The 14,313-nt window shown below is 64.7% G+C and carries 9 protein-coding genes; 8 read left to right on the plus strand and 1 reads right to left on the minus strand.

Annotation, left to right across the window (positions count from 1 at the left end):
- Positions 1-50: 50 nt before the first annotated feature.
- Complete coding sequence (locus tag AC04SH_RS17750) at positions 51-2,372, plus strand: Tex family protein (protein ID WP_488575992.1); 2,322 nt, start codon at positions 51-53, stop codon at positions 2,370-2,372.
- Here AC04SH_RS17750 and AC04SH_RS17755 read toward each other — a convergent pair whose 3' ends face one another.
- On the minus strand, positions 2,373-3,284 hold the full coding sequence (locus AC04SH_RS17755; RefSeq protein WP_488575993.1) for a LysR family transcriptional regulator: 912 nt from the start codon (positions 3,282-3,284) through the stop codon (positions 2,373-2,375). It lies immediately after the preceding gene.
- 108 nt (positions 3,285-3,392) lie between these two features.
- On the opposite strand from AC04SH_RS17755, the gene AC04SH_RS17760 reads away from it, so the two are divergent.
- The 7 genes from AC04SH_RS17760 to AC04SH_RS17790 all read left to right on the plus strand — a co-directional run bounded on the left by AC04SH_RS17760 (position 3,393) and on the right by AC04SH_RS17790 (position 14,251).
- Positions 3,393-4,589, plus strand: a complete 1,197-nt coding sequence (locus AC04SH_RS17760) for an acyl-CoA dehydrogenase (protein WP_477233008.1) — start codon at positions 3,393-3,395, stop codon at positions 4,587-4,589.
- 112 nt (positions 4,590-4,701) lie between these two features.
- A complete protein-coding gene (locus tag AC04SH_RS17765; RefSeq protein WP_488575994.1) occupies positions 4,702-8,061 on the plus strand; it encodes a transglutaminase family protein in 3,360 nt (1,119 codons plus the stop codon).
- A 6-nt stretch (positions 8,062-8,067) separates the two neighbouring features.
- Positions 8,068-10,479 (plus strand): circularly permuted type 2 ATP-grasp protein, encoded by a 2,412-nt coding sequence (locus AC04SH_RS17770; RefSeq protein WP_488575995.1) that lies wholly within the window; start codon positions 8,068-8,070, stop codon positions 10,477-10,479.
- Position 10,480: 1 nt separating this feature from the next.
- Entirely contained in the window at positions 10,481-11,365 is an 885-nt protein-coding gene (locus AC04SH_RS17775; protein WP_488575996.1) for a transglutaminase family protein, read from the plus strand.
- Positions 11,366-11,422: 57 nt separating this feature from the next.
- The gene (locus AC04SH_RS17780; protein WP_488575997.1) at positions 11,423-12,523 is read left to right on the plus strand and encodes a DNA topoisomerase IB; all 1,101 of its coding nucleotides are present in this window, start codon (positions 11,423-11,425) and stop codon (positions 12,521-12,523) included.
- Between the two features lie 82 nt (positions 12,524-12,605).
- Positions 12,606-12,980 carry a YciI family protein gene (locus AC04SH_RS17785; RefSeq protein WP_488575998.1) on the plus strand — a complete coding sequence of 125 codons (375 nt, stop codon included), beginning with the start codon at positions 12,606-12,608 and terminating at the stop codon, positions 12,978-12,980.
- Positions 12,977-14,251 carry an RNA polymerase sigma factor gene (locus AC04SH_RS17790; RefSeq protein ID WP_488575999.1) on the plus strand — a complete coding sequence of 425 codons (1,275 nt, stop codon included), beginning with the start codon at positions 12,977-12,979 and terminating at the stop codon, positions 14,249-14,251. The genes AC04SH_RS17785 and AC04SH_RS17790 overlap by 4 nt, the downstream gene beginning before the upstream one ends.
- The last annotated feature ends 62 nt before the right edge of the window (positions 14,252-14,313 follow it).

The following is a 14,313-nucleotide window of genomic DNA, read 5'->3' on the forward strand; positions in this document are numbered from 1 at the left end:
GGATGTCAGCGCCTATGGTCGCCGCTCTTTTTGAAGAGAGCAGGAACGACATGGCATCCGACATGAAGCGCATCGCAGCCATCATCGCGGCCGAGATCGGCGCGCGGCCCGAGCAGGCGGCTGCGGCTATCGGGCTGCTCGACGAGGGGGCGACGGTGCCGTTCGTGGCGCGTTACCGCAAGGAGGTCACCGGCGGACTCGACGACACGCAACTGCGCGACCTTGCCGAGCGGCTAGCCTATCTGCGCGAGCTCGATGCGCGGCGCGACACCATCCTCAGTTCCATCCGCGAGCAGGGAAAGCTGACCGAGGAGCTTGAAGCCAAGATCGTAGCTGCCGTCACCAAGGCGGAGCTCGAAGATATCTATCTGCCCTACAAGCCCAAGCGCCGCACCAAGGCGGAGATCGCCCGGGAGCGCGGGCTGGGGCCGCTGGCTGAGGCGATCCTCGCCAACCGTTCGTTGGTGCCCGCCGAGGCAGCGCTGGCCTATGTCACCGAGGAAGTGGCTGACACCAAGGCAGCACTCGAAGGTGCGCGCGACATACTGTCGGAGCAATTCGCGGAAAATGCCGATCTGGTCGGCAAGTTGCGGACCTACATGAAGGAGCGCGCCTTCATGCGTGCCCGTGTCGTCGACGGCAAGCAGGAGGCGGGGGCGAAATTCTCCGACTATTTCGACCATGTCGAACGCTGGGCCAATGTGCCTAGCCATCGCGCGCTGGCGATGCTGCGTGGCCGCAACGAAGAAGTGCTGTCGCTCGACATCGAGGTCGACGCCGACGATGCCTCGCCGGTGAAGCCGGTCGAACGGATGATCGCCAATGCCTATGCGATCGGCGCCAGCCTGCCGGGCGACCGTTGGCTGATGGAGGTCGCGGGCTGGACGTGGCGGATAAAACTGTCGCTGCATTTGACGCTCGACCTGATGCGCGATCTGCGCGAGCGGGCGGAGGAAGAGGCGATCCATGTCTTTGCCCGCAACCTGAAAGATCTGCTGCTGGCAGCGCCCGCCGGTTCGCGGCCGACCATGGGGCTCGATCCCGGCATCCGCACCGGCGTCAAGGTCGCGGTGGTCGACGGCACCGGCAAGCTGGTGGCGACGACGACGGTCTATCCGTTCCCGCCGCGGAACGATGTGCGCGGCACGCAGGTCGAACTCGCCGCACTCATCCGCCAGCACAAGGTCGAGCTGATCTCGATCGGCAACGGCACCGGCAGCCGCGAGACGGAAAAACTGGTTGCCGATATGCTGTCCGATATGCCGGCCGGTGCAGGCCCGAAGCCGCTCAAGGTCATCGTCAGCGAGGCCGGCGCTTCGGTCTATTCGGCTTCGGCCACGGCGGCAGCGGAGTTCCCGGGCCTCGACGTGTCGTTGCGCGGCGCGGTGTCGATTGCCAGGCGCTTGCAGGATCCGCTCGCCGAACTGGTCAAGATCGAGCCGAAGTCCATCGGCGTCGGCCAATACCAGCACGATGTCGACCAATACCGTCTCGGCCGTTCGCTGGAAGCGGTGGTGGAGGACGCGGTCAATGCCGTCGGCGTCGATCTCAACACCGCCTCGGCGCCGCTTTTGGCCCGCGTGTCAGGGCTTGGCGCATCGCTAGCCGATGCCATCGTCGCGCATCGCGATGCGACCGGACCGTTCGCCAGCCGCAAGGACCTGCTCAAGGTAGCGCGGCTCGGGCCGCGCGCGTTCGAACAGTCCGCCGGCTTCCTGCGCATTGCCAATGGCAGCGAGCCGCTCGACGCTTCGTCCGTGCATCCGGAAGCCTATGGCGTGGCCAAGAAGATCGTCGCCGCCTGTGGCCGCGATGTGCGCGCGCTGATGGGCGACAGTGCAGCCCTCAAGGCGCTCGACCCACGCGTCTTCGTCGACGAACGCTTCGGTCTGCCGACCGTGCGCGACATCATTGCCGAGCTGGAAAAGCCCGGCCGCGACCCACGTCCCGGTTTCAAGACGGCGACCTTCGCCGACGGAGTCGATGACATCAAGGATCTGAAGCCCGGCATGCTACTCGAAGGCACCGTCACCAACGTCGCCGCCTTCGGCGCCTTCGTCGATATCGGCGTGCACCAGGACGGACTGGTGCATGTCTCGCAACTGGCCGATCGCTTCATTAAGGATGCGCATGAGGTGGTGAAGGCCGGCGATGTGGTGAAGGTGCGCGTGGTCGATGTCGACATCAAGCGCAAGCGCATTGCGCTCTCCATGCGCAAGGATGGCGGCGAGGGCGGTGCCTCGAAAGGGCCGCGCGACAATGGCGGCGGGAAGCCGGCGCCACGTTCGCCAGCTCCGCAGCGCCAGCCCGCACGGCCTGCGCAACAAGGCGCGTTCGGCGCAGCGTTGGCCGATGCGATGAAGCGGAAGTAACTACCACGCCAGAACAGCCGGCTCCTTGTCGACCCGACCCAGCAGCCAGTCGCGAAAGCTGGCGACCGGCGGGTGGCCGCGCTTGTCGTGCGGAACGACGAGATAGTAGGCACTGCGGCTCTGCATCGGCTGTCCCGGTGTCGGCACGAGCTGGCCGCGCTGCAACTCTCCCGCAATCAGGACCTGCGGCAGGAGCGCGACGCCAAGTCCGGCCATGCAGGCCTGGGCGACGGTGCCGAATTGCTCGAACTGCATGCCGGGGCCGGTCGGCGCGCTGAGGCCTTGCTCTTCGAACCATTCGCTCCAGGCGCCTGGACGTGTCGCCATGTGCAGCAGCGGCAGGCGGCTGATATCGGCCGCAGTGGTGATGGCGCGGCTGGCCAGAAATTCGGGCGAGACCACCGGCATCACGGTTTCGCGCATCAGAAGCGTGGAGTCGGCGTCCGGCCAGTCAGGCTGGCCATGATGGATGGCGGCGTCGAGCCGCTCGCGGGCGAAATCGAAACGGCCGATGCGGGTGACGAAATTGATGGTGATGTCGGGGTTCTTGGCGACAAAATCCGGGATCAACGGCATCAGCCAGCGCGTGCCGAAGGTTGGCAATATGGCAAGGTTCAGCATGCCACTATGCCGATTGCTCATCAATCCCAGCGCTGCATCGCGCAACTGGCCAAGTGCTGCGCGCACCGCCTCGGCGTAGATTTCACCCGCCGTGGAAAGCCTGACATTGCGGCTGTCGCGCTCGAAGAGCCTGCGGCCGAACTGCTCTTCCAACATGCTGATTTGCCGGCTGACAGCGCCCTGGGTCAGGTCAAGTTCCTGGGCGGCGGCGGTGAAAGAACCAAGACGGGCCACCGCCTCGAAGGCGGCAAGGGCGCTGGTGCTCGGCAAAAGGCGGCGCTGGACGTTCATAACCCATTACTAAACCTCATTGATCGGTGATGCAATTTCGTTTGATTTTTGCGAGGCAGAGGCGGATAAGCCCGGGCAATCAAGATTTTCGCTGGGAGAGACCGAGCCATGGCCGCCGACAAAAACGCGTTCGTCTGGGAAGACCCTTTCCTGATCGAGAACCAGCTTTCGGAGGACGAGCGCATGGTGCGCGATGGCGCTGCGGCGTTCGCGGCCGACAAGCTGGCGCCGCGCATCGAGGAGGCCTATCTTGAGGAAAAGACCGATGCCGGCATTTTTCGCGAGATGGGCGAGGCCGGCCTGCTCGGCATCACCATCCCCGAGGAATATGGCGGGCTCGGCGCCAACTATGTGACCTACGGGCTGGTGGCGCGCGAGGTCGAGCGTGTCGATTCCGGCTATCGCTCGATGATGTCAGTGCAGTCGTCGCTGGTGATGTATCCGATCCATACCTATGGCTCCGAGGCGCAGCGCAAGAAATACCTGCCGAAGCTCGCTTCGGGCGAATGGATCGGCTGCTTCGGCCTGACCGAGCCGGATGCCGGTTCCGATCCCGGCGGCATGAAGACCCGGGCCGAGAAGACGGCGAACGGCTACAAACTTTCCGGCTCCAAAATGTGGATCTCCAACGCGCCGATCGCCGACGTGTTCGTCGTTTGGGCGAAGCTCAAGGGCGAGAACGGCAAGGACGAAATCCATGGCTTCGTGCTGGAAAAGGGCATGAAGGGGCTGTCGGCGCCCAAGATCGGGGGCAAGCTGTCGCTGCGGGCTTCGATCACTGGCGAGGTGGTGATGGAAGGCGTCGAGGTCGGCGAAGATGCGCTGCTGCCCAACGCCAGGGGGCTTGGCGGCCCATTCGGCTGCCTCAACCGCGCCCGCTATGGTATTTCCTGGGGCGCGATGGGCGCCGCCGAGGATTGCTGGCACCGCGCGCGGCAGTATGGCCTCGACCGCAAGCAATTCGGCAAGCCGCTCGCTGGCACGCAGCTCTTCCAGAAGAAGCTCGCCGACATGCAGACCGAGATCGCTCTAGGCCTGCAGGGTTCTCTGCGCGTCGGCCGGCTGATGGACGAAGGCAAGATGGCGCCGGAGATGATCTCGATCGTCAAGCGCAACAATTGCGGCAAGGCGCTCGACATCGCCCGCCAGGCCCGCGACATGCATGGCGGCAACGGCATCCAGATCGGCTATCACGTCATGCGCCACGCGCAGAATCTGGAGACGGTCAACACCTATGAAGGCACGCACGACGTGCACGCGTTGATCCTCGGCCGGGCGCAGACGGGCATCCAGGCGTTCTTCTGAGCCGGCTTCGGCTGCTTAAATTAGGTGCACCGCAACATCTGTGCTTGGAGAATGCCCGGCAGATGTGTCAGGGTTCGGCGAATTTGTTTGAAACGCCGATCTCCGGGGCCCCATGGCAATTCTGGCAGCCGTCTACCACCTGACCCACTATAAATACGACCGGCCTGTGGTTCTCGGGCCCCAGGTCATCAGGCTGCAGCCGGCGCCGCATTCCCGCACCAAGGTGCTCAGCCATTCGCTGAAGGTCGGGCCGGCAAATCACTTCGTCAATCTGCAGCAGGACCCTTACGGCAATTTCCTTGCCCGGTTCGTCTTTCCCGAACCGGTGACGGAGCTGAAGATCGAGGTCGATCTGGTTGCCGACATGACGGTCTACAATCCATTCGATTTCTTCGTCGAGCCGGCGGCCGAGACCTTCCCGTTCGACTATCCGGAAGAGATCAGGGACGATCTCGCCATCTACCGCACGCCGGAATCGGCGGGGCCGCTGCTGTCCGCCTTTCTGAAAACCATTGACCGCAGCCCGACCAACACCGTCAATTTCGTTGTCGACCTCAATGCGCGGCTGCAGCGCGAGATCGCTTATATCGTGCGAATGGAAACCGGTGTCTTCTCGCCGGAGGAGACGCTGGCCGCGAAAAAAGGCTCGTGCCGGGATTCGAGCTGGCTGCTGGTGCAGATCCTGCGCAACCTCGGCATCGCCGCGCGTTTCGTCTCCGGCTATCTGATCCAGCTGAAGCCCGATCTGGTCGCGCTCGATGGCCCGGCCGGAACCGCCGTGGACTTCACCGATCTGCACGCCTGGTGCGAGGTCTATATTCCGGGCGCCGGCTGGATCGGCTTCGACCCGACCTCGGGCCTGCTCACCGGCGAAAGCCATGTGCCGCTGGCGGCAACGCCGCATTTCCGCAATGCGGCGCCGATTTCCGGCATGGCGAGCTTTGCCAATGTCGAGTTCGGCTTCGATATGCGGGTCGACCGCATCGCCGAACATCCGCGCATTACCAAGCCATTCTCCGATGAAAGCTGGCAGGCGCTGGATGCGCTGGGCAATAAGGTCGATGCAGCGCTCCAGGCAGGCGATGTCAGGCTGACCATGGGCGGCGAGCCGACCTTCGTCTCCATCGACGATTTCGAGTCGGCCGAGTGGAACACCGCCGCCGTCGGCCCGACCAAGCGCGAAAAGGCCGATGCGCTGATCCGCAGATTGCGCGAACGTTTCGCGCCGGGCGGCTTCCTCCATTACGGCCAGGGCAAATGGTATCCGGGCGAGAGCCTGCCGCGCTGGACCTTCTCGCTTTACTGGCGCACCGACGGTCAGCCGGTGTGGAGCGACCCGTCGCTGATCGCGCGCGAAAAGAGCGACGCGAAGGTCGGACCGCAGCAGGCCGAAAGCCTGCTGACGGCAATCGCCGGTGAACTTGGCATCGACAAGGCGATGGTCAGCGAAGCCTATGAGGACCCGGCCGAATGGCTGCTCAAGGAAGGCAAACTGCCCGACAATGTCGACCCGTCCAACTCCAAGCTGGAAGATCCGGAAGAGCGCAGCCGCATGGCGAAAGTCTTCGAGCGCGGGCTGACCAAACCGTCGGGCTATGTGCTGCCGGTGCAGCGCTGGAACAGCCAGGCATCCGGCCAGCGCTGGCGTTCGGAGAAATGGAAGACCAGGCGCGGGCGGCTGTTCCTGGTGCCGGGCGATTCGCCGGTCGGCTATCGCTTGCCGCTGGGAACGCTGCCTTACGTGCCGCCAGCACAGTTCCCCTATATCGTGCCGGTGGATCCGTCACTGCCGCGTGGACCGCTGCCGGCGCGGGAAGCGATCCTGCCTTCCGCCGCTCCGGCCGAACTGGAAGGCGCCGACGAAATGGCACGGCGCCAGCAGGCGATTTCGTTCACCGCGACGACCGGTCAGCAGGATCGGGTCGAGCAGGAGATCACCGAGATCGGCGGCGCGGTGCGCACGGCACTGTCGGTCGAACCGCGCGACGGGCGGCTCTGCGTGTTCATGCCGCCGGTCGAGGCGCTGGAAGACTATCTCGAACTGGTCGCAGCCGCCGAAAACGCGGCCAAGGCGATCGGCTTGCCCGTGCATATCGAAGGTTACGGGCCGCCGCACGATCCGCGCCTCAATGTCATCCGCGTGGCGCCCGATCCCGGTGTCATCGAGGTCAACATCCACCCGGCCGCAAACTGGCAGGATTGCGTGGCGACGACGACGGCGATCTATGAGGAGGCGCGGCAGACGCGGCTTGGCGCCGACAAGTTCATGATCGACGGCCGCCACACCGGCACCGGCGGCGGCAACCATGTGGTCGTCGGCGGCGCAACGCCCAATGACAGTCCGTTCCTGCGCCGGCCCGATCTCTTGAAGAGCCTGGTGCTGCAATGGCAGCGGCGTCCCTCGCTATCCTATCTGTTTTCCGGACTGTTCATCGGCCCGACGAGCCAGGCGCCGCGCTTTGACGAGGCGCGTCACGATTCGCTCTACGAGCTCGAAATCGCGATGGCGCAGGTGCCGCACCCGGACCAGGGCAATGCACCCTTGCCATGGCTGGTCGACCGGCTGTTTCGCAATCTGCTCACCGACGTCACCGGCAACACGCACCGCTCCGAAATCTGCATCGACAAACTGTTTTCGCCGGATGGGCCGACCGGGCGGCTTGGCCTGGTCGAGTTCCGCGGTTTCGAGATGCCGCCCAATGCGCGCATGTCGCTGGCTCAGCAATTGCTGGTGCGTGCGATCATCGCCCGCGCCTGGAAAAACCCGCTCGACGGCCGCTTCGTGCGCTGGGGTACCTCGCTGCATGATCGTTTCATGCTGCCGCATTATGTCTGGGCGGATTTCCTCGACGTGCTCGACGACCTCAAGCTCAACGGCTTCGAGTTCCGTCCCGAATGGTTCGACGCCCAGCTCGAATTCCGCTTTCCGTTCTGCGGCGAGGTCCAGCATGCCGGCATCAAGCTGGAACTGCGGCAGGCACTGGAGCCGTGGCATGTCATGGGCGAGCAAGGCGCCATAGGCGGCACCGTGCGCTTCGTCGATTCCTCGGTCGAACGGCTGCAGGTCAGGACCGAAGGCCTCAACCCGGAACGCCACGCGATTGTCTGCAACGGCCGCGTCGTGCCGATGAAGGTGACCGACAACCGCGAGGTCGCGGTGGCGGGTGTTCGCTTCAAGGCGTGGCAGCCGGCGTCGGGCCTGCATCCGGCGCTGCCGGTCAACACGCCGCTGGTCTTCGACATCTACGACCGCTGGTCGGGACGGGCGGTCGGCGGCTGCGTCTACCATGTCGCGCATCCCGGCGGGCGCAGCTACGACACCTTCCCGGTCAACGGCAATGAGGCCGAGGCGCGGCGTCTTGCCCGCTTCGAGCCGCGCGGCCACACGCCGTCGGCCTATGTGCTGCGCAACGAAGAACCCTCTGAAGACTTCCCGATGACCCTTGACCTCAGGCGGCCACCCAGACTCTGATCAGCAATGGCAAAGGGGAATCAGAAAAAGATACGCGGCAAGCCGCTGAGGCACAGTCTGCTGGAGCACTACCAGCCGATTGACGGCGTCGTCGACGAGATGGTCGATGCCTCAGGCAATCCGCGTCCGGCCTGGGCCCCTTTCATCGAGGCGCTGGAGGAACTAGGCCCCGAAAAGCTCGGCCAGCGCTTCGCCCGCGCCGACCAGTATCTGCGCGACGCCGGCGTCTATTACCGCGTCTACGACAAGGCCGGCGCCAATGAGCGGGAATGGCCGCTGGCGCATATCCCGCTTCTGATCGAGGACAAGGAATGGGCCGAAATCAGTGCCGGCCTCGTGCAGCGGGCCGACCTGTTCGAGGAGATAGTCGCTGATATCTATGGGCCGAACCGGCTGATCGAGAAGGGCATCCTGCCGGCGGGATTGATTGCGGCGAGCCCTGAATATTTGCGGCCGGTCGCCGGCACAATGCCGGCCAGCGGTCATTTCCTGCATTTTTGCGCCTTCGAGCTCGGCCGTGGTCCGGACGGAAGCTGGTGGGTGCTGGGCGACCGAACGCAGGCGCCGTCGGGCGCCGGCTTTGCGCTGGAAAACCGCGTCGCCACCACGCGCGCGCTGTCCGACATCTATGGCGAGATGCATGTGCATCGCCTGGCCGGCTTCTTCCGCCGCTTTCGCGATGCGCTGATCGGCATGGCCAAGGAGAATGACGGCCGCGTCGCCATCCTGACGCCGGGGCCGCTCAACGAGACCTATTACGAGCATGCCTATATCGCCCGCTATCTCGGCATCATGCTGCTCGAGGGCGAGGACCTGACCGTCTCCGGCGGCAAGCTGATGGTGCGCACGGTTTCCGGTCTGATGCCGATCAGCGTGCTGTGGCGGCGGCTCGATGCCGCCTTCGCCGATCCGCTGGAACTCAGACCAGACTCGCAGATCGGCACGCCAGGACTGGTCGAGGCGATCCGCCGCGGCGCTGTTTCGACGGTCAATGCGCTGGGTTCGGGTCTGATGGAAACCCGGGCGCTGCTCGCCTTCCTGCCCAAGATTTCGCGCGCATTGCGCGGCGAGGAGCTTCTCTTGCCCAGCGTCGCCACCTGGTGGTGCGGGCAAGACAGCGAACGCCGGCATGTGCTTGCCAATCTCGACCGCATGGTGGTCGGCCCGGCACTGTCGACGCGGCTTGCCTTCGAAGACGACGACCAGACCAGGCTCGGTTCGGCGCTGACGCCGGAAGAACGCACCGCACTGATTGCGCGCATCGAGAGCGACGGCGGCGGCTTCGTCGGCCAGGAAGCGGTGACGCTGTCGACGACGCCGGTCTATGTCGGCGGCTGGCTGGAACCACGGCCGGCGAGCCTGCGCGTCTATCTGGCGCGCACGCCGGAGGGCTGGACGGTGATGCCGGGTGGTTTCGCCCGCGTCGGCCTGTCGCTCGACCCAACGGCCATTGCCATGCAGCGCGGCGGCCAGGCGGCCGACGTCTGGGTGGTCAGCGACCGGCCGGTGGAACGCGAAACGCTGCTGCCGCAGGAGCATGACAGTTTTGCCCGCACCATGCCGGGCAGCCTGCCCAGCCGGGCTGCGGAAAACCTGACCTGGCTCGGCCGCTATATCGAGCGCTCTGAAGACACGGTGCGCATTCTGCGCGCCTATCATGTGCGGCTGGCCGAGACGTCCGATCCGGACATGCCGCTGCTCGTCGATGTCAGGGATTATGTAGAACCGTTCGGCATTGATCTCGAATCGGCCATTCCACCCGGATTGATCGGCACGCTCGACAGCGCCGTCTACAGCGCCGGACAGATCAGAGACCGCTTTTCGCCCGACGGCTGGCTGGCGCTCAAGGACCTGTCGAAGACAATCCACCAATTCGCAACGACGGTGGCGCCGGGCGATGATGCGACACGGGCGATGACGGTGATGCTGCGCAAGCTCGCCGGCTTTTCCGGCCTGCTGCATGAGAACATGTACCGTTTCACCGGCTGGCGTTTCCTCGAGATAGGCCGGCGCATCGAGCGCGGCATCCAGATTGCCCGCACACTTGCCCGTCTCACCCGCTCCGGCGCGCCGGACGGCTCGCTCGACATGATGCTGGAGATCGGCGACAGCGTCATGACCCATCGCCGGCAGTATCCGGTGCGGGCCGGGCGGCGCACGGTGATCGACCTTTTGGCGCTCGACCCGCTCAACCCGCGCTCGATCCTGTTCCAGCTCGAGAGGCTGAAGGCCGAGATCGGCCTGTTGCCGTCGGTTGGCCCGGAGGGGCACATGTCGGTGGCGGCCAAGGAAATCCTGCAGCTCAACACGGCAATTGCCGTCATGGAACCATCGGAGATGTCGGCGGAGGTGCTGGACGATCTCGCCACCGAGATCGGCAACCTCTACAACAGCCTCGCCAAAGCGTACTTCGGTTAACATGCTGTACGATATCAGGCTTCATCTCAGCTACGATTATGACGCCGCGGCCGGTGGCAGCCGGCATCAGGTGCGTGTTTTGCCGCAGACCATTGCCGGCATGCAGCGTGTGGTCGCAGCCTCGCTTTCGTTTGTGCCGACCCCGTCGGAGCGCACCGATTTTACCGATTTCTTCGGTAACAATGTTACCGCGATCGCCTTTCGCGATGTCCATGACGGGCTCGATATCAGAATGAGCGCGCGCGTGTCGGTGTCGCGGCCGGAGCCTGGGCTCGACGTGTCGCCCGACTTGCAGCGCCTGAGGGAAGAACTCGGCGCGGTGCGGTCACTGGCGCCCGACGCACCGCATCACTTTCTCACGGCCAGCGATCATGCCGGCATCGATGCGGCGATCACCGCCTATGCACGCGGCAGCGCCAGCGGCTCGACGGTCGGCACGGCCATCGATCTGTGCAACCGCATCCACCGCGACTTCACCTATGATGGGGAAGCGACCACCGTTCATACCAGGGCCAGCGACGCCTTCCGTTTGAAGCGTGGCGTCTGCCAGGATTTCTCCCACATCATGATCGCCGGCTTGCGCGGGTTGGGCATTCCGGCCGGCTATGTCAGCGGCTTCCTGCGCACCATTCCGCCGAAGGGCAAGCCGCGGCTCGAAGGCGCCGACGCCATGCATGCTTGGGTCAAGGTGTGGTGCGGGCGCGATGCCGGCTGGCAGGAGTTCGACCCGACCAATGGCATGCGGGCCAGCAACGACCACATCACCGTCGGCTACGGCCGCGACTATTCCGACGTGGCGCCGATCGTCGGCGTGCTGAAAACCACCGGCGGACAGGTCGGCGACCAGGCCGTCGACGTCATTCCGGTTGCGCTGGAAAAGGTCTGACGGCGGAACCAGTGGCTTGTCCGGCGCTTATCTACGAGAAAATCTCGTGGAGCGGGCATGCTGGACAAATCCGGGGCGCCACCGGGCCGATCTGTTGCCGGACAGGGCGACGATGACACGCCGAGGAATGGCGCGCAGGCCTCTGCCGATCAGGCCTCGCTTACCTATGTCAGCGACAGTGAGCCGGGCATTCGCCGCCTGAAGGCGGGCGAGGGATTTTCGTACAAAGGCGTGAAGGGGCAGGCCGTGAGCGCGGGGGCCATCGCCCGCATCAAGGCGCTGGCCATTCCGCCAGCCTGGACGGATGTGTGGATCTCGCCCGATCCCGCCGGCCATATCCAGGCGACCGGCCGCGACCAGCGCGGGCGCAAGCAATACCGCTACCATCCGCTGTGGGCCGCGGAGCGTGACGGCGCCAAATATTCGAGCCTTGTCGCTTTTGCCGAAAGCCTGCCGGAGCTGCGCCGCCGCATCGATGCCGATCTGCGCCGCCAGGGCCTGCCGGCAGAGCGCGTCGTGGCGGCAGTCGTCTGGCTACTCGACAACACGATGATCCGTGTCGGCAATGCAGCCTATGCCCGCGACAACAAGAGTTTTGGACTGACGACCCTGCGGGACCGCCATGTCGATATCCAGGGATCGAGCCTGCGCTTTGCCTTCAAGGGCAAATCGGGCAAGGAATGGAAGTTGAAGCTGGTCGACCGCCGCATCGCTCGGATCGTGCGTGGCGCGCAGGATATACCGGGCCAAAAGCTGTTCCAGTATCTGGACGAGGACGGGGCGAGGCATCCTGTACGCTCCGACGATGTCAACCGCTACATCCGCGACGCTGTCGGCGCTGATTTCAGCTCCAAGCATTTCCGCACCTGGGGCGGTACCATTCATGCCGCGTCGCTGTTTGCGCAGACGGAACTTCCCGAAAGCCAGGCCGGGGTGAAGCGGGTGATGAATACCGTCATCGACAAGGTGGCCGAGCGATTGGGCAACACGCGCGCCGTCTGCCGCAAATGCTACATTCATCCGCAAGTCTTCAAAGCCTGGGTGGAAGGGCGGCTGCTTAGCGAAATGACCGAAGCCAACAAACGCAAACGATCCATAGACGGTCTCGACGACGAGGAGGCGCTGGTGCTGCGATGGCTGAAGGCAGGCGAAGGCTGAAAAATTGCCCTAACTTTTTTGTCGACGCCATGTCGGCATAGGCCCTACTGTTTCGTCCTTTGATGAGAGAAAAGGACGTCCCATGCTCTACGCTATCCTCTGTTATGCCTCCGAAGATGTCGTCTCCTCCTGGAGCAAGGCACAGGATGACGAGGTGATGGCGAAACTCCTGACTGTACAGGAAAAATACGCCAAGGCCGGCCGGCTTGGCCCGGTGGCACGGCTTCTGCCCACCACCGCCGCAACAACGCTGCGCCAGGTCAAGGGCGAATCGGTGGTCATCGACGGGCCGTTTGCCGAGACCAAGGAACAGTTCCTCGGCTTCTACACGCTGGAATGCGCCGATCTTGACGAGGCCGTCGACTTTGCGCGCGAGCTGTCCGAGGTCAATCCGAGCGGCGGATCCTATGAGATCCGGCCGGTTTCCGTGTTCGACCCAACCCGAGTTTTGAAATGACCGACCTTTCCTGGATCAGCTCCGCGATCTCAGCCGCCCGCCCGCAGGCGATGGGTGCGCTGCTGCGCTATTTCCGCGATCTCGATACGGCGGAGGAGGCTTTCCAGGACGCGTGTCTCAGGGCACTCAAGAACTGGCCGCAGAACGGGCCGCCGCGCGATCCGACGGCCTGGCTGATCTTTGTCGGCCGCAACACCGGTATCGATGCGGTGCGCAAGCGCGCCAAGCAGGCGCCGATGCCGGAAGAAGACCAGATCTCGGACCTGGAAGATGCCGAGAGCGATATTGCCGAGCGGCTGGACGGCGCGCATTACCGCGACGACATATTGCGGCTCTTGTTCATCTGCTGCCATCCGGACCTGCCGGCGACGCAGCAGATTGCGGTGGCGCTGCGCATCGTCTCCGGGCTAACCGTCAAGCAGATCGCGCGCGCCTTCCTGGTTGGCGAAAGCGCCATGGAGCAGCGCATCACCCGGGCCAAGGCGCGCATTGCCGACGCCGGCGTGCCGTTCGAGACGCCGGGCGCGGTCGAGCGCTCAGAGCGGCTCGCAGCCGTTGCGGCCATGGTCTATCTGATCTTCAACGAGGGCTATTCGACCAACAGCGGCGAAGCGCCGGCGCGCGCGCCGCTCTGCGAGGAGGCGATCCGGCTGGCGCGGCTGTTGCTCAGGCTGTTCCAGACCGAACCGGAGATCATGGGGCTGACGGCGCTGCTTCTACTCCAGCATGCGCGTGCGCCGGCCCGTTTCGATGAGAATGGCGAGATCGTGCTGCTAGACGACCAGGACCGCTCGCTGTGGAGCCGCAAGATGATCGACGAGGGGCTGGCGCTGGTCGACAAGGCGCTGCGCCACCAGAAGCCCGGGCCTTATCAGGTGCAGGCGGCGATCGCGGCACTGCATGCGCGGGCGGCAACGTCCGAAGAGACCGACTGGACCGAGATCGACCTGCTCTACAGCCTGCTAGAAAGGATGCAGCCATCGCCGGTGGTGACGCTGAACCGCGCGGTTGCGGTCGCCAAGGTGCGCGGCCCGGAAGCTGCCCTTGCCATGATCGAGCCGCTCGGCGAGCGGCTGTCCGGCTATTTCCACTTCTTCGGCCTCAAGGGCGGCTTGCTGATGCAGCTCGACCGCGGCGAGGAGGCGCGCGTCGCCTTCGACCGTGCGATTGCTTTGGCCAATACGGCGGCGGAAGCCGCCCATATCCGCATGCACATCGACCGGTTGATGAAAGACGGCGCCGTGAAGGCCCCCGCGAAGACAGCGCACTGAAGACTGCTGGCTCAATCGTGCAATCCCGGCTTGGACCATGCCGGGGTGGCGATTTTCCCCTG

The organism is Mesorhizobium sp. CNPSo 4688, assembly GCF_057784295.1.